The organism is Arthrobacter sp. NPDC093128 (assembly GCF_040683875.1).
Taxonomy (GTDB): Bacteria; Actinomycetota; Actinomycetes; order Actinomycetales; family Micrococcaceae; genus Arthrobacter.
This window is the reverse complement of sequence record NZ_JBFBEY010000025.1, coordinates 49,894-66,401: the sequence shown is the minus strand read 5'-3', so window position 1 is coordinate 66,401 and position 16,508 is coordinate 49,894. Positions and strand designations below refer to the sequence as shown.

Annotated in this window: 15 protein-coding genes; 14 read left to right on the top strand and 1 reads right to left on the bottom strand. The window is 61.2% G+C overall.

The genetic code is table 11. The features are described 5' to 3' along the window. Positions 1 to 383: 383 nt before the first annotated feature. From AB0N24_RS23065 to AB0N24_RS23055, 3 genes are all read left to right on the top strand, one after another. Positions 384 to 1,106 (top strand): AAA family ATPase, encoded by a 723-nt coding sequence (locus tag AB0N24_RS23065; protein ID WP_364129568.1) that lies wholly within the window; start codon positions 384 to 386, stop codon positions 1,104 to 1,106. Positions 1,107 to 1,187: 81 nt separating this feature from the next. Further along, the gene (locus tag AB0N24_RS23060) at positions 1,188 to 1,460 is read left to right on the top strand and encodes a DNA gyrase subunit A (protein WP_364129565.1); all 273 of its coding nucleotides are present in this window, start codon (positions 1,188 to 1,190) and stop codon (positions 1,458 to 1,460) included. Then, positions 1,450 to 2,004, top strand: a complete 555-nt coding sequence (locus AB0N24_RS23055; protein WP_364129562.1) for a hypothetical protein — start codon at positions 1,450 to 1,452, stop codon at positions 2,002 to 2,004. The genes AB0N24_RS23060 and AB0N24_RS23055 overlap by 11 nt, the downstream gene beginning before the upstream one ends. Positions 2,005 to 2,198: 194 nt before the next feature. Here the strand turns inward: AB0N24_RS23055 and AB0N24_RS23050 are convergent, their stop codons facing one another. Then, positions 2,199 to 2,858 carry a hypothetical protein gene (locus tag AB0N24_RS23050; RefSeq protein ID WP_364129560.1) on the bottom strand — a complete coding sequence of 220 codons (660 nt, stop codon included), beginning with the start codon at positions 2,856 to 2,858 and terminating at the stop codon, positions 2,199 to 2,201. Positions 2,859 to 4,218: 1,360 nt separating this feature from the next. On the opposite strand from AB0N24_RS23050, the gene AB0N24_RS23045 reads away from it, so the two are divergent. The 11 genes from AB0N24_RS23045 (at position 4,219) to AB0N24_RS22995 (ending at position 16,506) form a co-directional block, all read left to right on the top strand. After that, a complete protein-coding gene (locus tag AB0N24_RS23045; protein ID WP_043480665.1) occupies positions 4,219 to 4,506 on the top strand; it encodes a hypothetical protein in 288 nt (95 codons plus the stop codon). Between the two features lie 12 nt (positions 4,507 to 4,518). Further along, positions 4,519 to 5,910, top strand: a complete 1,392-nt coding sequence (locus AB0N24_RS23040) for a type IV secretion system protein (RefSeq protein WP_364129557.1) — start codon at positions 4,519 to 4,521, stop codon at positions 5,908 to 5,910. Next, positions 5,903 to 7,393, top strand: coding sequence for an SCO6880 family protein (locus AB0N24_RS23035; protein ID WP_364129554.1), 1,491 nt, complete (start codon positions 5,903 to 5,905; stop codon positions 7,391 to 7,393). Before AB0N24_RS23040 ends, AB0N24_RS23035 begins: the two co-directional genes overlap by 8 nt. After that, positions 7,390 to 8,850: an ATP-binding protein gene (locus tag AB0N24_RS23030; RefSeq protein WP_364129552.1), complete on the top strand. Its 1,461-nt coding sequence runs from the start codon at positions 7,390 to 7,392 to the stop codon at positions 8,848 to 8,850. The genes AB0N24_RS23035 and AB0N24_RS23030 overlap by 4 nt, the downstream gene beginning before the upstream one ends. 9 nt (positions 8,851 to 8,859) lie before the next feature. Continuing rightward, positions 8,860 to 10,671, top strand: a complete 1,812-nt coding sequence (locus tag AB0N24_RS23025) for a TraM recognition domain-containing protein (protein ID WP_364129550.1) — start codon at positions 8,860 to 8,862, stop codon at positions 10,669 to 10,671. Positions 10,672 to 10,795: 124 nt separating this feature from the next. After that, positions 10,796 to 11,167 (top strand): hypothetical protein, encoded by a 372-nt coding sequence (locus AB0N24_RS23020; RefSeq protein ID WP_364129548.1) that lies wholly within the window; start codon positions 10,796 to 10,798, stop codon positions 11,165 to 11,167. An 88-nt stretch (positions 11,168 to 11,255) separates the two neighbouring features. After that, positions 11,256 to 12,419, top strand: a complete 1,164-nt coding sequence (locus tag AB0N24_RS23015; protein ID WP_364129545.1) for an ImmA/IrrE family metallo-endopeptidase — start codon at positions 11,256 to 11,258, stop codon at positions 12,417 to 12,419. A 63-nt stretch (positions 12,420 to 12,482) separates the two neighbouring features. Then, a complete protein-coding gene (locus AB0N24_RS23010; RefSeq protein ID WP_364129543.1) occupies positions 12,483 to 12,995 on the top strand; it encodes a single-stranded DNA-binding protein in 513 nt (170 codons plus the stop codon). 1,047 nt (positions 12,996 to 14,042) lie between these two features. Continuing rightward, positions 14,043 to 14,924 carry an FHA domain-containing protein gene (locus tag AB0N24_RS23005; protein ID WP_364129540.1) on the top strand — a complete coding sequence of 294 codons (882 nt, stop codon included), beginning with the start codon at positions 14,043 to 14,045 and terminating at the stop codon, positions 14,922 to 14,924. After that, on the top strand, positions 14,921 to 15,343 hold the full coding sequence (locus tag AB0N24_RS23000; RefSeq protein ID WP_364129537.1) for a hypothetical protein: 423 nt from the start codon (positions 14,921 to 14,923) through the stop codon (positions 15,341 to 15,343). Before AB0N24_RS23005 ends, AB0N24_RS23000 begins: the two co-directional genes overlap by 4 nt. Positions 15,344 to 15,657: 314 nt before the next feature. Next, positions 15,658 to 16,506, top strand: a complete 849-nt coding sequence (locus AB0N24_RS22995) for a Dam family site-specific DNA-(adenine-N6)-methyltransferase (RefSeq protein WP_364129535.1) — start codon at positions 15,658 to 15,660, stop codon at positions 16,504 to 16,506. Positions 16,507 to 16,508 lie beyond the last annotated feature (2 nt).

Here is a 16,508-nt window from a genome sequence, read left to right as displayed (position 1 = left end):
GACAATCACCAAAGCACCGCCGACCATCACGGACGCTCGTTTAGGCTTGCTAACCACCCGCATCGACGGTCGCCTCCTCACAGGGTGCGTGACCCGGTGAGATCATCGAACGCCCGCGCCTCGCCTGTGTCAACGATTTCCTCTCAATATCCTGGGAGGCACAGGCAGCCGCCGCAGGGCCACCTTCCTCCACCAGCAAAGCTGCAGGTAATCCGTGTCCCACTGCCTTCCCGTGGGAATGCCCGCAAGGGGTCGCTATCCCTCGGACCGCGCATTCTTCGCCGTTACTGGGTCCGGTGCACGAGACAGCCATTTTTCGGCCCGGTCAGGGTTCGGCCCCTGGGCTGAGGGAAGACGGCGAGAGGTGCCTGTAAGAATGGGGCATGCCCGCGCATAACTTTCCGATCAGACGGCTGGCCGAAGACCCGGCCCACGTTCTCGACCGCGGTCGGTGGCCTGGTGTCCTGCCTCCTGTAGCCCAGGTTCTAGACCAGGGGCTCGATCTGACTCCGGCCACTATCTTCGTAGGCGAAAATGGGTCGGGAAAATCCACTCTTGTGGAAGCCATCGCGCTGGCTTATGGCTTGTCTCCTGAAGGCGGATCTACAGGGGCCCGCCACAGCACCAGGTCTACCGAATCCATACTCGCCGATCACCTGCAGCTCGTCCGGAACGCCGGCGCGACAAGACGCGGATACTTCCTGCGGGCTGAAACCATGCACGGCTTCTTCACCTACCTTGAGAAGAACCCGAGCACCTCGGGTCCGGACATCTCGTTCCACGACATGTCACACGGAGAATCGTTCTTGGAACTGGCAGTGGATCGTTTCCGGGGACGCGGATTGTGGGTGCTCGATGAACCGGAATCGGCGCTGTCCTTCGCGGGATGCCTCAGCCTCCTCGCGGTCCTGAAAGATCTCCTCGCCGAAGGCTCTTCGCAGGTCATCATGTCCACACACTCCCCTGTTCTTGCAGCACTTCCCGGCGCGCGGATTCTCGAAGTCGGCCCATGGGGACTTCGGCAGCAGGAATGGTCGGACCTCGATCTGGTTTCCAGCTGGCGATCATTCCTGGTCTCTCCTGAAAGATACCTGCGACACCTTTAAGGCAAGTCCTCTCAGGGTTGGGCTCACGATCCCCAACGGGGCACAATGCCCCAATTACTTCCGTCGTGCAAGAATCGCGGCATGGATGAGGATGAGCGGCAGACGAGGGAACAATTGATGATCCACGACGCCCTGGTGCAAGCGATGGATCGGCGCGACGAGGTCTTCCAGGAGATTGAGGATTCAGAGGACATGGACGAAGCAATCCGTCGCGTGGGTCAGCTGTTGGGCGTGGGAGAGCTGGGCAGCCGGTTTGTCCTCGACCTGCAGGCCAGAAGATTCACCCGAGACCAGCGTCAGGCCGTCGCTTCATATGCAGAAGAACTTAGATCAAAGTTGCGTGATGGCCGCTGATGACTTCGTGTTCTCCGTCGATTACTGGTTCGGCAGTCGATTAGCCACTTCAGCAGGCAGTCGGGATATTGTCAGCGTTATGCGCGAACCCTGGCTATTCGCCTTCGGCGCCGTCTTCGTGATCGGATCCGTGTCAACGCTTCTTTGGACGCGCAACTTCGAGCGCAGGAAGAACCGGCTGGGTTGGGCAGAGAACGGTGAAACATTTGGCAAAAGGCACCAGATTCAGTTGGCCGCATGCGTTGCAGCTGCCATCGGCACCTTCGTGACGGTGGCCTACGGGCTCGGGTTGCCCCCGGGTGCCGGGCGGACTGGCGAACTCGGGCTGATCCTCATTCTCATCCCAATTATTTGGGTCGTTTTTCGCAAAGACATTGCTCGCTATCAATATCAAATCGCCATGACGATGTTCGGCAAGCTCCGACCTGAGCAGGATCAAGAGCAACATCAGATAAGGGCAATGGAGTCCTTCGGAATTGCATTCAGCGTCTTGCTCTTCATCACAGGAATCGTGTTGCTGACTTTGAACTTGGCGTTCTCATAGCGCGTGCCCCTCGCCACCAATCTTTACCTGCAAGGCTGCAGGATATCCGTGCCTTGGCTGCTGCGTTCCACTTCCTTCCCGTGGGAATGCCCGCAAGGGGTCGCTATCCCTCGGACCGGGCATTCTTCGCCGTTACTGGGCCCAGTGCATGAGACGGCCATTTTTCGGCCCGGTCAGGGTTCGGCTTTTGGACATTAAAGCGGCGCGTTCCCTGGGGCTGTTTGCTCCGCTGTGTGAGCCAGGAACCGGCCCGCCCGCCGGAAGTCACGGACGAGAAACCCTACCCCGGCCGCTATTACTCCCACACCAATCGCCATCAGCCAAGCGAACAGACTGTCACCGCGCAGGGCCAAGTTCATGACTTGAGGAATGAAGATGAGCGGATACAACGGCGCCAGAAGCAGTTGCGTGGCCAGGCCCTTTCGTAATTGCACCGCGGCGGCCCGGGTGACCGAAAGATGTTCCGAATCGATGGGTCCCTTCCCTGCGATCTGACGACGGACCTGCTTCTTTTCCTCGTTTTCCAAGGAAAGAAGCACATCGATCCTCCCGAACTTTACTGCGGGTGCCACTTTCTTCGCGTTGTAGACCAAGCCCCCAATCAGGGCGCCTAGAAATCCAAGGAGAAACCCGAAGGTCAGGAAGACCGGCAACCTCTCCGGGGTGCCCGGGAAAGCCAGGGTTGCGCCGATGGTCACGGCCGCGACCAGGATGAAGAATCCGGCAGGGAAATAGCGGGTGTAATAGGTTTTCACGGCCTCGCCCAGGCCGATGTCTTCGATGCCCTGGGCTCTTCTCATCGCGTTTGCCCAGCGGTCGTTGGACTCTTCCATGAGATCGTCAATCCCGCTCATTGTCTTCTTCTTCCTCGAAGCACAAAACGCCGACAAGACGCTAGTGAAAACCTAATGATGCGTCCTGCCCAGATCCTCAAATCCTGAACTATGAGCACCAATAAACCAATGGCCCCAGCCCGGTATTCCTGGTCAACCAGTCCGCTCAGGAGACATCTTTGTCGCGGATTCGGCAGCCCTCACTCGGGGCAGCGACGATTCGCAGGCGGTGCAATCGAGCGAGGTGTTGCCACTCATTGCGGACCGAACCGCTGGGGGCACACAATGAAATATCTACCGGTGGGGGTCGGGAACATGCGTCGAGGTCTAAGAATCGTTGTCACCGCGTTTGTATTCTCGCTCGGGCTCACCTCATGCTCGCCAAGTCCACTTCCCAAAGATAGTCAGGGACCCGTCGTCTACGATCAAGGCCAAGTCCGGCTGTGTGGCACGGTTATCAGCCGTGGCCGGAACGTCCCGGTGATCTACAGCATCGTGAATGGCTCAGTACAGCCTATTGAGGGCACAAGTAGCACCGGGCTCATTTATCTGAGCTTCACCCAGGACTGTGCCAGTGGCGCCGATTATCAAATTGCACCTGCGGATAGTGCGGAAATCTCGCAAGAGGTCGCAGGTCCAGCAGGAACTGCGTTGGCGGTCGTACTTAAACCGACCAAGAAAAACTTCACCGTCATTGCGACGACGTCGTCCGGGATAAAGAAGAGCGTAGAGATCCGCCTAACAAGCATTCCGTGTTCGTCTCCGGAGCTGAACTATCGTCCGGAGAGATCTTTCAGGTGGCAGTACCAGCCTCCGGCCGGTGCGACTGATGGAATCGCATCACTGCAACTACGTGTGGCTCAGACTGCCCGTACATTGTCGCTTTCACTCTGCGCGGCCGCGAGTCGGTTCTCCGGACTTCGCTCGTCGGAGGAGCCCATATTCGGCCCGGTCAGGGTTCGTCTTGTAGCCGGCCGCGGAAGGGTTCAAAGAGCGTCCTCTTCTTCACAGTCAACGGATCTCCGTCGAAGCGTACCGCTGTGCTGAATCGTCGCTGTCGCTGAGCTATTCGTTCAAAAGCTACTCCGCAGATTACCGATAACAGCCGTCTCAAAGCCGCTTCTCGTTGGGTTCAAAGCCCTACGCGCAACTCCACAGCGAGCTGCGGGTAGAGCCATGGACGCCGAGTTGGTCTTCCCTCTCGGCCGGAACTGCGTACTCTTCGGCCGATTGCAGCTGGTTCACGCAGAATCCGTGCGCCCCTTGCCCGACTGCCTCTGTACAAAGCCATGCACAAGGTCATGTCGCCCCACCCCGACACCTCCATGAAGTCGTGAGCCCAAACTCTCATTCCCCTGGAAAACGACAGATGGAGCGCGCGATGTTTCTGGCAGCTGTGGATCCTGGCATCACCCCAAACACGAACTTCCCCTTTCTCGAATCGCTCAAGCAGATCGGTGGAGGCATCCTGGTCGGGGCCTTCATTGTGATCGCGATCGTGGCGATCGTCGGAGCCGCAATGCTCCTCGCCGGCAAGTTGAGCCAGTCATCTCGGCTCGCCTCGGGCGGCGGCATGATCCTGCTTTGGACAGGACCGGTGGCAGCAATACTGGGCGGGATCAATGGCTACATCCTCTGGTCCCAGTCGGCATTCAATCTCGGATTTTAGGTCCAGTCAGTCATGCCGGTTCAATGCGACCTGAACGGATGGTGGCCGCCCGGTTGCGGTCTCGTCTCTCAAGCGAACGACGGCGTCCAAGGCTCCATCACGTCGTTCTTCGCGAACATCCTCCAGAGCACCGCATCCTGGATCTGGTCATTCATCACGGGCGCGTTCAGTGTCTCTGACGTCGATGATTCTCAATGGACGGCCGTCGAAGGACTGACGAGTTGGTGGATTGTCATCATGATGACGCCACTCGTCGTGGCCATGATCCTCCAGTTGCTGTCCGGTCTGATCAGCCAACAACCCCGCCGCCTGGTGCGGGCAATGGTTGGCGGTGCTGCGGCCATTCCCCTGGTGGCGGGTGCCGTTTACCTTGTCCGGCAGCTCGCAAAGGTGGGAGATTCCGCAGCTACGGCATTGCTCGACTCCATGGGGACGGATCCCTATCTGGTGTTCATGCGGCTCTTCGGGTTCGAACGGGCCCCGGCGGACTCCGGCCGGGAATGGAACGTCGTGTCGTTGGCCCCGGGAACCAGCGGCGGTGCGACTGGGGCCGTCGTCGTCACCGTGATGGCTGTCATTGTCGTCTGGATCCTGGCCTTCATTCTGATGTGTTCGATGATCTTCCGATCCTTTGCGCTCATCGTGCTCGCCGCTGTTGCTCCAGTCGCTCTCATGCTGATGCCGTGGGAGAAGACGAAAACTTGGGCCCGTCGGTGGTGCGAGATCGTCGTTGCTTTGCTGCTCGCCAAACCTCTTGCAGCGACTGTGCTGGCCGTGGCCATCAAGCTCTTTGCCGACTCGAAGTCATTCGCCGGGCTGGCCGCTGGTGTTGTGGGCATGGCACTGGCCTGCGGTGCGCCTCTGATGGCATTGCGGCTCGTGAGTTTCGCCGGAGGCGAGCTGGCCGCGGCCGCGCAAACTGCCGGTGGTGGACACGTCCTCACTCGGACCTCGAGCTTCACCGCCCGGCAGATCAGCCGGCAGACCGGTGGCCGTTTCACTCTGGCAGGGATGGCTGGCCGTTCGTCGATGACCCGCCCAATCCAGTCGAGTCGTCACCAATTTCCCACCCGCACGCTGCCGACCGATGCCCCTCTTCCGGGAAGGCCAACGGGTACAACGCCGTCATCGGCGCCAGCTGGCAACGCTGGTGCGTTGATGCTCGACGCCGGCACCTCGGCCGCCAGCCCAGCCTCTCCTCAGCCGAGTGGCGCACCACCGCGCCCGGCCCCGGGCGCATCAGCGTCGGGAACCAGAAGTGGCGGCAAGTCCCCAAGAGAGCCGCAACGGCCACCGTCGTCGAAGCTACCGAACGACGTGCCACCGATCGCCCCGACGGCAAATCCTCCCATCCACCGGCCACGAGTCATCCAGCCCCCAACCGACGGTGATTTCCATGTCTGAAACTTCACGCGCCCTCGAAGCAGTCAAATTCCCCCGCTACGAGCGCCGCGGCTTGTTCATGGGACTGAAGTGGTATCAATTGCTGTTGCTAGCGGCCGGCGTAGTCGTGGCAAGTCTGGCATCGGCATCTCAAGGACCGATCGGCTTGTTCGCGTCGGGACCGTTGTGGCTGGGGCTGATGCTCCTCGGGCTGTTGCAGTATTCACGGATTCCGTACCCGGTATGGGCCAGCCATGCCGTCCTGTTCTTCTACCGATCGATGGCCGGACAAACAAGGTTCCTAACCAGACCTGAACGAGCAGTCCTGGCTGGACGGCTGGCGCTTCCGGGAGGGCTGGGGAACCTGGAATTGCGCCGGACCTCGCGAGGAGAGTGTTTCATCATGGATGCCCGTGGCAGAGAGGCGGTAGCCGTACTTCGCTGCAGCACACGGTCATTTGCGCTGTTGGACAGCGACGATAAAGCATGGGCCGTCCAGGCCTGGTCCCGCGTACAGGCTGGCATGGCCCAGCGAACAAGTCTCGCGAGAATCGCCGTGCAGGACTTTACGGTTCCGTATCCGTCCACCGCCCTGCGGGACTTCTACGAAATGGCGTCCCCGCGGCCGACGGACGTCTCCAGCAAACTCACGTGGGGCCAGCGCGCGTACGAGGATCTGATTTCTGCAGCCGGCTCCACGATGAGCCACGATCTCCTGATCGCGCTTGTGGTGGATATGGCCAAGGCCCGACGCCGGATCAAAGAGTCAGGCGGGGGACTGGCCGGTCTCGAACAGGTGCTCCGTCTGGAGGTCGAGGCCATGACCACCGCGCTGGGGACGCACAGCGTCAGGGTGGAGGAGTGGCTGCCGGAGAACGGAATCCTCGACGTCGTTCGGGGCGCATTCGATCCTGCCGCCGTCGCACGCGGGGCAGGGAATCCGGCCAAGAAGAAATTACAACCCCGAGACTCCATGCCGCCTAACATGCCTGCGGGCCCCATGGCCGTGGAAGAGCACTGGACATACGTGCGAACGGATTCCGGTTTTCATCAAACCTTCTGGATCGCTGAGTGGCCACGGCAGAAGGTATTTCCGGGTTTCCTCCATCCGCTGATTTATGTGGGCGACTTCCGGCACACGGTGACGGAGGTGATTCGGGCCGTCCCCACAACCGAGGCACTGCGGGACATCCGCTCCGCCCAGGAGGCCCATGAAACCAGACGCCGCATCAATACCCGCTTCGACAGGCAGCTGACCCGCGAGCAACGGGCTGAGGAAGAAGAGGTCGCCCAGCGCGAGGAGGAAATCGTCGCAGGACACGGAGATGTTAGGCCCGCTGCCTACGTGACCGTTACTGCGGGGACCTTGGAGGACCTGGCCCGTCACCGGCAGGAACTGGAGTCTGCAGCCGCGGGAGCCTTCGTGGAACTGCGCCTGCTGGCCGGACAGCAATGGGCTGCGTTCGTCGCCGGTGCGCTCCCGTTCGGGCGGGGTCTGCGATGACACGGACAAACCAGTCGGTGGAATACGTGCCGTCCGGCGTGAACCGCAAGGAGCGGAAGGAACGACGGCGGCGGGCGGCTGCCGCTGACAGCCAACCGTGGGCGGCCGCTCTAAACCGGGTTGGCGAGATGGTCGGCACCCGGCTGGAGACCGCCGAACACGTCGGCGATTGGGGGAGCCGGGAACCCGCCTCGCTGCGTGGCCCGCACCGCCTGCGTCCGGCACCGCATCGCGCGTCCACCCTGACCTTCGCCGCGGCGTATCCGTTCATCACAGAGTCGGGCCTCGGCAACGAAGGCACATACATCGGGACAGATGTCTTCGGCTCGGGAGCGTTCTCCTACGATCCGTGGATTCTCTATGACAAGGGCGTCATCAGCGGACCCTCGATCGTTGTCATCGGCACCGTGGGGACCGGGAAGTCCATGTGCGGAAAGTCCCTGGTGGCGAGGTCCATAACGCTGGGGCGGAAGGCCGCCGTCGCCTCCGATCCCAAAGGTGAATGGGTCGCCGTCGCCAATGCGGTTGGCGGCAAGGTCATTTCCGTAGGCCCCGGTCGCGCTGCCCGCGTCAATCCACTCGACGCGGGGCCACGGTCCAGCGCCTTGAGTGAGGCGCAGTGGCATGCCGTGGTGCGCCAGCGCCGTCGCTACCTGTTGGTGGCACTGGTTTCTCTCATGCGGCAGGGCATGCCCCTCCGTCCGGTGGAGCACACTGCCCTGGACATGGCTCTCATGGAGACGGTAGCCGAGAACTCGAATCCGACGCTGCCGATGGTTCTGGACCATCTGTTGAACCCGTCGAAGGAAACGATCGGGCTGGTGGGCAAGGATGGGGGATTGGCGGTCAGCCACTCCCTGAGGCGGACGGTCTCCGGTGACCTGGAAGGCATGTTTGACGCCCCGTCCACGGTTGCTTTCGACGCCGATGCGCCCATGATGGTGATGGACACTTCCGCGCTCATCGGCGCGTCGGAGCAAGCGTTGTCCCTGGCCGCCGCGTGCGGCGCCACTTGGCTGGAGGCAGCCGTCACCAATCCCGACGGCGGCAAACGGCTGGTGGTGTACGACGAAGGCTGGCGCATGCTGGCCGACCCGTACATGCTCGCCAAAATGAGCGAGCAGTGGCGGTTAGCCCGCACCTACGGCATTGCGAATCTGCTCATCATGCATAAAGTCGCCGACCTCAACGAAATCGGAGACAGCTCCAGTGGGCACCGGCAAAAGGCACTCGGCCTGCTGACCGAGGCGGACACCAGGATCATCTACCGGCAAAAGCACGACGCCATGCGACTGACGAAAGAAGCCCTTGGGCTGTCTGAAGCCGAGTGCGAGCACGTAGAGAACCTCCCCAAGGGTGTTGGCCTCTGGAAGGTCGGGAACCGTTCCTTCATCGTGGCGAACCGGGTTACAACCGATGAGCTTGAAGTCTTCGGCACCGACGACCGGATGATCTGAATGCCACAGATGAGCTCGCGGCGAGGCACCGATAGCCCGTTGGCCACGGCCGGGCTTATGGCCGTGGCCGGTTATGTCTGCCTGTGTTTCCTGGTCCAAGGGGCAGCTAACGTCTTGGTGATCTGGCGCTGCGGCGGCAGTCTGCCGTCGCCGTTCAACCCGGCCGCCGCCGTCGGACTTCTCACCGGCCGGATCGACTGGATCGTCCGCGTACCGCAGGGATGCGACGTCGGGACCGGCAGTATCTGGTGGATCGTAGGCCCGGTCCTCCTTCTGGCGGCTGCGCTCGCCGTCGGGTCTGTCTTAGCCTTGCGGAGGTGGAAACAATCGGGCTCATGGCTGCGCCAGGACATCCTTAACCGCGAGGGCATCGCACGCCGTACCGAGATCCTCCAAGATTTCGGAGCGAGGGCCGTCCTGAAGCGCGGCAAGTTCACGCGACCAGGCCTCGCCAAACCGCGGATCCAGGACGTGGCCTGGACATTGGGCCGTTCCCGCGGTGTCACGATTCACGTCTCCACGGAGGAATCGATGGTCATCCAGGGTGCTCCACGATCCGGTAAGGGCCTCTACGTGGTCATCAATGCCATCCTCGATGCACCGGGCGCTGTTGTCACGACGTCCACCCGTGCAGACAACTTGGTGGTCACTATGAAGGCCCGCGCTACACGCGGCAGGACGGTCACGGTGTTCGACCCACAAGGCATGTCCGGACTGCCCTCGACACTTCGCTGGTCTCCCGTCCGCGGCTGCGAGGACCCGGATATCGCCACGCGCCGCGCTCTCGTTATCACCGCGGACACGGAGATGAAGGGAGAGAACGCTGCATGGCAAAAGCGCTCGCTGATCATCCTCCAATGCCTCCTTCATGCTGCGGCCCTGTCCGGCGAGGGCGTTCGCGCATTTCGGCGCTGGTCCTCGAGCCCGGTCTTGGCACGCGAGGCGTTGGAGGTCCTGAGCCAACCGGAGGCGGCGCTGGGATGGCAGGCCGATCTGATGGGCATCCTCGAGGATGACCCGCGGAACACGTCCAACTCCTGGATTGGTGTGTCGGCTGCTGTTGCACCACTGTCGTCACCCAAGGTGCTCGCCGCCTTGGATCCCCGGGACGAGTCTGAGGAATTTGACCCAAAGAGCTTCATCCGGGACTGCGGGACCCTGTACCTGATCGGCACCCGTGCAGGAGCTGCTGCGGCAGGGCCATATCTGTCGGCGCTGATCGACGACATCGACAACGCCGCGCGCGAAATGGCATTTGTCGCTCCGGGAGGAAGGCTGGATCCGCCGCTGTCCCTCGTCCTGGACGAGATTGCCAATCTGGCCCCATGGCCGGGCCTGCCCATCGCCCTCTCTGACGGCGGGGGCATCGGAATCTCCACTCTGGTTGTTCTCCAATCCCTGTCCCAAGCCCGCACAGGTTGGTCCATCGATGAGGCCGCTACCATCTGGGACTCGGCCATCATCAAGGTGATCTTCGGCGGCGGCTCTGACGAACGTGACCTACGCTCGCTGGCTGGGCTACTGGGGGAGCGGAGCCTGACCCTGAACACCCGGTCCTGGTCTGCACAGGGCCGGCAGGACGGCGAACAGATCAGGGAGAGTCCGGTCCTGCCGCTCCATGAGATCAGGCGCTTGCCCGCAGGCACGGCCCTGATGCTGGGACGCCGAACCCGGCCTATCCTCTTGGACTTGCGCGAATGGCACAAACGCAAAGACGCGGCCGAGCTCGGTCGGTCAAAGCTGGAGCTTGAACGGACCTTGGCTGATGGGCACCGTCTGCGACAGGCAGCAACTGAGGAGCCGGCCGATGGCCAGCCATGACGACGTTGAACGCTTTGAGATCCCGTCAGCCGGGGCAGACGACGATGAGCTGACGGCGGAGCTCTTCCGCTCTGCATTTCGGCCGCCGGGGCGGCCATCCGGCGTGACATACCGTTGGCGGGAAATGACAGCTGAGCAAGCCGGAAGCGTGTGGCGTTCTTTGGCGGCCTGGGTTCGCTGGCTTGTTGCCACGTATCAGCTGACGACGTCGGTGGTTCCGGACTGCTGGTGGCGTCATTCCGAGATCGTGGCCGAGCTCTACGCTCTGCAGCGGGCGGAACTGGCCTCCTACGCCAGCGACGATTCCGGGTTCGGGCCGCTGGCGTTTCACGAACGGCTGCCGCACGCCGTCGAGCGTCTGCGGATCCATACCCGGACTGCCGGGTGTGTCGGCCTACAGGCGCACAAGGAGTCCGCAGTGAGAACCCTCCGGCTCGACCTGGCGGGCTTCGTTGAGTGGCAGGCGGCTTCCCACCAGCTTGGGGACGAATTCTGAAGTCATGCTGTTATCCCGCCTCAGGTCATGAACAAGTATCCGCGGGGTGGTCCCGGCCGGATTCCAAGAAGCATGAAGGGCGGCTGTCGTGGCCCCTGAATCTGAAGACGTATCAAGTGCGGTGGCAGCAGATGCTGCGCTTGGCCTGAATGAATCGGGCAGGTCCCGCATGACGCCCGAGGAGCGTATCGCTGCCTTGACGGATGGCCTCCACCGGATCCTGGAAAGGGCAGTTGAATCTCCGTCGCAGTGGCAGATGCTGTTGGATGCCTCGGCAACGTTGTGGCGTTACTCGGGCGGCAACGTTGCCCTACTCAAGATGCAGATGGCCCAGCGCGGTACCGACGACCCCACCCTGGTGGCCGGGTACAAGGAATGGGCCCGCCACGACCGTACGGTGCTGAGAGGTGAGCATGCACTCTGGGTGATAGCTCCCCGCACAGCCCGACTCCAGCAGGTCACTCTTCCTGACGGTACCCGGCAACGGATCCCTGCGGGTGAGCGTGTGCCCCATGGCGCCGTCGACGATGGAAAGAAGACGGTCATCACGGGCTGGCGCGGCCAGGCAGTCTTCGACGTCTCACAAACGCAGGGCACACCGCTGCTGGTTCCCCGGGGCGGTGCCGACTCTGTGCTGGACGAAGCTGAGCTGTGGGGATCTCTCGCAACGGTGGCGGGCAGCCATGGCTTCAACGTCGAGGTGACAGACGCCCAGTATGGGCTGACGAGCGGTTTCACGGATTTCACCCACCGCCGGGTACAGGTCGGCGCCTGGCTAAGCCCAGAAGAGCGTGCAGCTGTCCTTGCACACGAACTCGGACATGTGCTGCTTCATGGTCCCGACGATGCGGTCGGCCGGCTGTATGGCAGCAGTGCAGATCATCGCGGACTGGCTGAGGTGGAAGCCGAATCCGTGGCTTACACGGTGCTGAAGGCCCACGGGATCGACCGCGGACCTCAATCCGCGACCTATCTCGCCGGTTGGGCTGACGCCGTCATCGAGACGGAGCAGGACGCGAAGGCCCACGACGCCGGCCTTAGGCACCCAGTGTCCCGTGCGGATATTGCGAAGTCAGTGCTAGGGCGGGTCACTGCTGCCAGCAAAGGAATTCTCGAAATCACCAACCCGCCGGGATTCGGCGGCAAGATCACCGCTATTGACGCGGACCCAGGATTGAGCCCGGCAGCGTCCTACGCGGCCGTGGGACAACCTTTGCGGTCGGTTGACGGACCAGCAATGGCCGGGCCGTGAGCCCGAGTGGCCAACAAGTTGTCCGGCGGGAGAGTCCCGCCGGCTTTGGAAAGGACAAGAACCATGGGCACGAAAATCCCGATCACCATCGCAGGCAACCTGGTTGCCGATCCCGAACTCAGCGTAGGCGAAAGCGGAGTGGCTCACGCTAAGCTCCGGGTCGCCGTTAATCAGCGAATCCAGGGCGCGGACGGCACCTGGCAGGACGGAGAACCCGTCTTCCACAATGTCTCTGCATTCCGTGCGTTGGCCGAGAACTCGGCGACTTCACTTCGGAAGGGCGACCCGGTCACCGTGGCGGGCGAGCTGGAATTCCGCTCGTACGAGAAGGACGGCGAACGCCGCGAAGCCCGACGCATTGTCGCTGACACCATCGGACCGGATCTCCGCTTCGGGACCGCGGTGTACCAGCGCATGTCGCACGCGCCAGTTGCGGGACCGGATGCTGACGTGCGTGCGCACCTTGACGCGCCGGTCGCGGCAGAGGCTGCTGCGCCCGCCTACAACGTAACCTCCAAGACCCCGGTGGTGGTGCCCCCTTTCGGGGGCGTGGCGGGGAATGAAATGAGTTTCTGAAAGCTCTAGAGGTCGTTCGCATTACGGGCTTGAGGTCGCCTAAGCGGGTTGGTGAACACCAACCCGCTTTCCTCGTGGCGAAAATCAGATTGCTTTGGGTCGCCGAGCGCGTAGCGGACGATCTGTCCGAGCTCTCGCCGGAGCAGTGCGGCAGGGTTGCCGCTGTCCTCCGCGGAAGCGGGGCACTTAGCTAATGGCCGACCACGTCCTGCTGAGCCGCCAGGAAGTCGGGGCGATGTCCTCGTCTGGGCCGGGCTCGTGGACCGAGCCGGACATCCGGGAGATCCTTGCGGTTCGCTGACTACAGTCACGGCGGCCAATGACGTGTCGTGGCGAAAGCCGACGAATGTCCGCCGGCCCTTCTGGTTCTCTCGGGCAAGGGAAGCCAATGTATTCGCTGGGCCGTGCTGGCCGGGATGGTCAGGCTTTTCGGTGGTCGTCTAGTCACCATACGACAGGGTGCCCAACCAAAAACTGGCACCCTCCAAATCCGTTGGTTTGCACTACAGCGACCTTTGTCGGAAGCACTACAGCAGCGAGCACGCTGCCTGTTGGCTTCGGTACGAATCGTTCAATGAACGCTGTTCATGGGTCATTCACACTGTTGGGGGCTACGCCGCGGTTCTTGGCCCACAGCCCGCAATGACTACCCATATTGCAACTGGGACGGACACATCTGCGGGTTCTGTCGGCAGTTGGTAGCGGGTTATCTGTGATTGAACGGCAAACACCAATGGAGCAACGCGGCGGCGACATGGCTTCCGTTCGGAGCGGGTGAGTTGAAGCTGCTCCACTGACGCATTGGCCGCAATGATTTCTCAGGTGGAACTGCCTATGATTCAGATCCCATATTCACCTACTGAGGTGACTACTTGGCTTTGTGATTTATGGGAGCATGAATTCCCGGATTTGGGTGTGCTTGCCCATCCCCTAGACCCCTTTGGGACAGGGACTATTCGAAGCTGACGGCCAAGAGTAGAGTGACGCAATGGGGCGGTAGCGGTTCGACCGAACCTGGAGGCTGCTGTGACGGGTCACAGAAATTGGGTGCTGATCGTCTCTGACGGGGACGACAATGAGGTCATTGTTCCTGTGACGGAACGGGTCATGTCTATCGGCCGGGCACCCGAGTCCAGCCTTCGGTTGACGTCTCCAGGAGTAAGCCGTAACCATGCCGTCCTGGACACACGGGGAGAATTCGCGCTGCTCACCGATCAAGGGTCAACGAATGGCACGACCGTTGGGGGCAGGAAAATCAGCGGCGCCTGCGTGTTGAAGTCCGGGGACATCCTAGCCATGGGGAAGGCAAAAGTGCGCCTGGTCCATGTGGACAGTGCCACCCCATCCACAGCCGTTCTGCCTCGGGCCAATCCGCCTGAGAACAAAACGTCACAGTCGTTCCGCAATATCAAAGGAAACGTGCTGGCAGGCGACGACGGGATGCAGAACGTCGTGGACGGAGACAATTACGCGATCAAGGGTCAAGGCTCGATTCATGCGGACCACAGCCGCCACTACGCAAACCGGGACAGCTACGTCGCCCGCAGGCAGCACTTCAATGACAACAGCAGCCACTTTGACTTCGAATACCCTGAATCGATCGCCATTCGCCGGGGCGGACTTGCCGGGGCACTGACAGTTACCGGCTTGATTCTCGTCCTTGTGGGCATGGGCATCGGCGGCTACTCATTTGTTGTGGCATTTATTGCATCCAGCAACTGCCGGGGTCCTGGCTGCAGCTACGCAGGAGAGGCGGCCATTCCGCTTCTGTTCGGACAGGTTCCTCTGTGGGTTTTGGGGGCTGTCACTTTCTTTGTCGGGGCGGTGATTTACGCGACGGGGGTAGTCGTGGGAAACGTAGCAGAGTCCCGAGAGAAGGCCATGGAACGCCGGCGACGCGCGCTACGGTATGGAGGAAGAAACCGATGAGCAAGGATCACAAGAAAAAGGGAATCACAGGCAACGTTCTGTACGGGAATGGCATGCAGAATGTCGTAACCGGAACGAATTACGCCGTGATGGGAACGGGAAATATTTACGCCTCAGGCAACAACAGCGTGCCTCCGGCTTTGCAGGCAAACCTTGATCAGTTGCGGTCCGCGATCGAAGAATTGCGGCTGACTGCCTCGGAACGCACATACGCTCAGGAACAACTCAAGTCCGTACAAGCTGCCCTGTCGGCAGCATCCCCGGATAAGAAAAAAGCCGCCGAACATCTGAGAGGCTTCACAGCGACGATCAAAGAAGCTGGGGAACTCGCGACAGCCGGCAGCGCGGTAGCTTCGGCCATAGGAAATATTGCCGCTTGGCTTGGCCCGGTAGGTGTCAGCATCCTGGCACTCCTCTGACTGAGGCGGTCGTAATGGCGGCAGTGGGTTCCGCAGCTGGGCCGCCGCCGTGTCGAACGCGATCCGCAGTCAACTCCGACGCCCTGTCGCCCGCTGCCAGCCAGTTGGAGTCCGACAGCTCCAGGACTTGGGTGACGCACCAGCCGCATACGAATCCCGTGACATAGCCCTCAATAATTTGTGACACAAGGATTGAGACCGAGCCGGGAAGACTGCATGTAGAGACTCGACGACACTGTAGACTTATTGGCAGTCGAAATGAAATACTGCCCTGCGCGATTTATGCGTCGGTAGTCGCGGGACAGGGGTGGTGTGTGGTCGAGGAACCAAATTCCGACATCGCAACTCCTTTCTTGCGGTGGGCAGGTTCAAAAAGGTGGCTCTTGCCTTCACTTCGAGAAATGATTCCTTCGGACTTTGGCACTTATTACGAGCCATTCCTCGGATCAGGAGCGGTATTTTTCCAAGTGGCCGACGGGCATAGCGCAAATCTGTCCGATGCTATTGCGCCTCTCATCAGTTGTTATGAGACCGTGCGCGACGAGCCGGAGACGGTCGCGACGCTTGCCAGCGGGTGGAAAACCGATGCCGATACATATTATTCAGTGCGTGCTGCCGACTTTAGCGACGACCCGATTCGAGCGGCGGCCCGGTTCATCTATCTGAACAAACTCTGCTTCAACGGACTCTATCGGGAGAACCAATCCGGAAAGTTCAATGTCCCGTATGGACGCCCGAAGAGTCCGAACGTGGCCGATGCGAGCCAGTTGTTGGCAGTCGCAAACCGGCTGACGGCAGGGGTTCAACTGAAAGTTTGTGATTTTGAAGTCGCGCTATCGACCTGCGGCGCCGGTGATTTGGTCTATTTGGATCCGCCCTACGTCTCGGGCCACCGTTCTAACGGTTTTGTTGACTACAATGCCAAGATCTTTAGTTGGGATGACCAAAGGCGGTTGGCATCCGTTTTCCGGGAACTAGACTCGCGAGGTGTTTTCGTTATTCAATCCAACGCCGATCACCCGAGTGTTCGCGAACTCTACGAGGGATACGAGTTTCGCACTGCATCGAGGTATTCCAGCATGGCTGCCAAAGCCGACAAACGAGGCAAGAGTAATGAGCTGCTGATACTGAGTGGCTCTTTGTTGGTCGGAGGCCAGCTTTGAGC

Excerpts from the sequence above, each read along its gene's own strand:
- AB0N24_RS23065 (WP_364129568.1), top strand. The coding sequence starts at position 384 with ATGCCCGCGCATAACTTTCCGATCAGACGGCTGGCCGAAGACCCGGCC.
- AB0N24_RS23060 (WP_364129565.1), top strand. The coding sequence starts at position 1,188 with ATGGATGAGGATGAGCGGCAGACGAGGGAACAATTGATGATCCACGAC.
- AB0N24_RS23055 (WP_364129562.1), top strand. The coding sequence starts at position 1,450 with ATGGCCGCTGATGACTTCGTGTTCTCCGTCGATTACTGGTTCGGCAGT.
- AB0N24_RS23050 (WP_364129560.1), bottom strand. The coding sequence starts at position 2,858 with ATGAGCGGGATTGACGATCTCATGGAAGAGTCCAACGACCGCTGGGCA.
- AB0N24_RS23045 (WP_043480665.1), top strand. The coding sequence starts at position 4,219 with ATGTTTCTGGCAGCTGTGGATCCTGGCATCACCCCAAACACGAACTTC.
- AB0N24_RS23040 (WP_364129557.1), top strand. The coding sequence starts at position 4,519 with ATGCCGGTTCAATGCGACCTGAACGGATGGTGGCCGCCCGGTTGCGGT.
- AB0N24_RS23035 (WP_364129554.1), top strand. The coding sequence starts at position 5,903 with ATGTCTGAAACTTCACGCGCCCTCGAAGCAGTCAAATTCCCCCGCTAC.
- AB0N24_RS23030 (WP_364129552.1), top strand. The coding sequence starts at position 7,390 with ATGACACGGACAAACCAGTCGGTGGAATACGTGCCGTCCGGCGTGAAC.
- AB0N24_RS23025 (WP_364129550.1), top strand. The coding sequence starts at position 8,860 with ATGAGCTCGCGGCGAGGCACCGATAGCCCGTTGGCCACGGCCGGGCTT.
- AB0N24_RS23020 (WP_364129548.1), top strand. The coding sequence starts at position 10,796 with ATGACAGCTGAGCAAGCCGGAAGCGTGTGGCGTTCTTTGGCGGCCTGG.
- AB0N24_RS23010 (WP_364129543.1), top strand. The coding sequence starts at position 12,483 with ATGGGCACGAAAATCCCGATCACCATCGCAGGCAACCTGGTTGCCGAT.
- AB0N24_RS23000 (WP_364129537.1), top strand. The coding sequence starts at position 14,921 with ATGAGCAAGGATCACAAGAAAAAGGGAATCACAGGCAACGTTCTGTAC.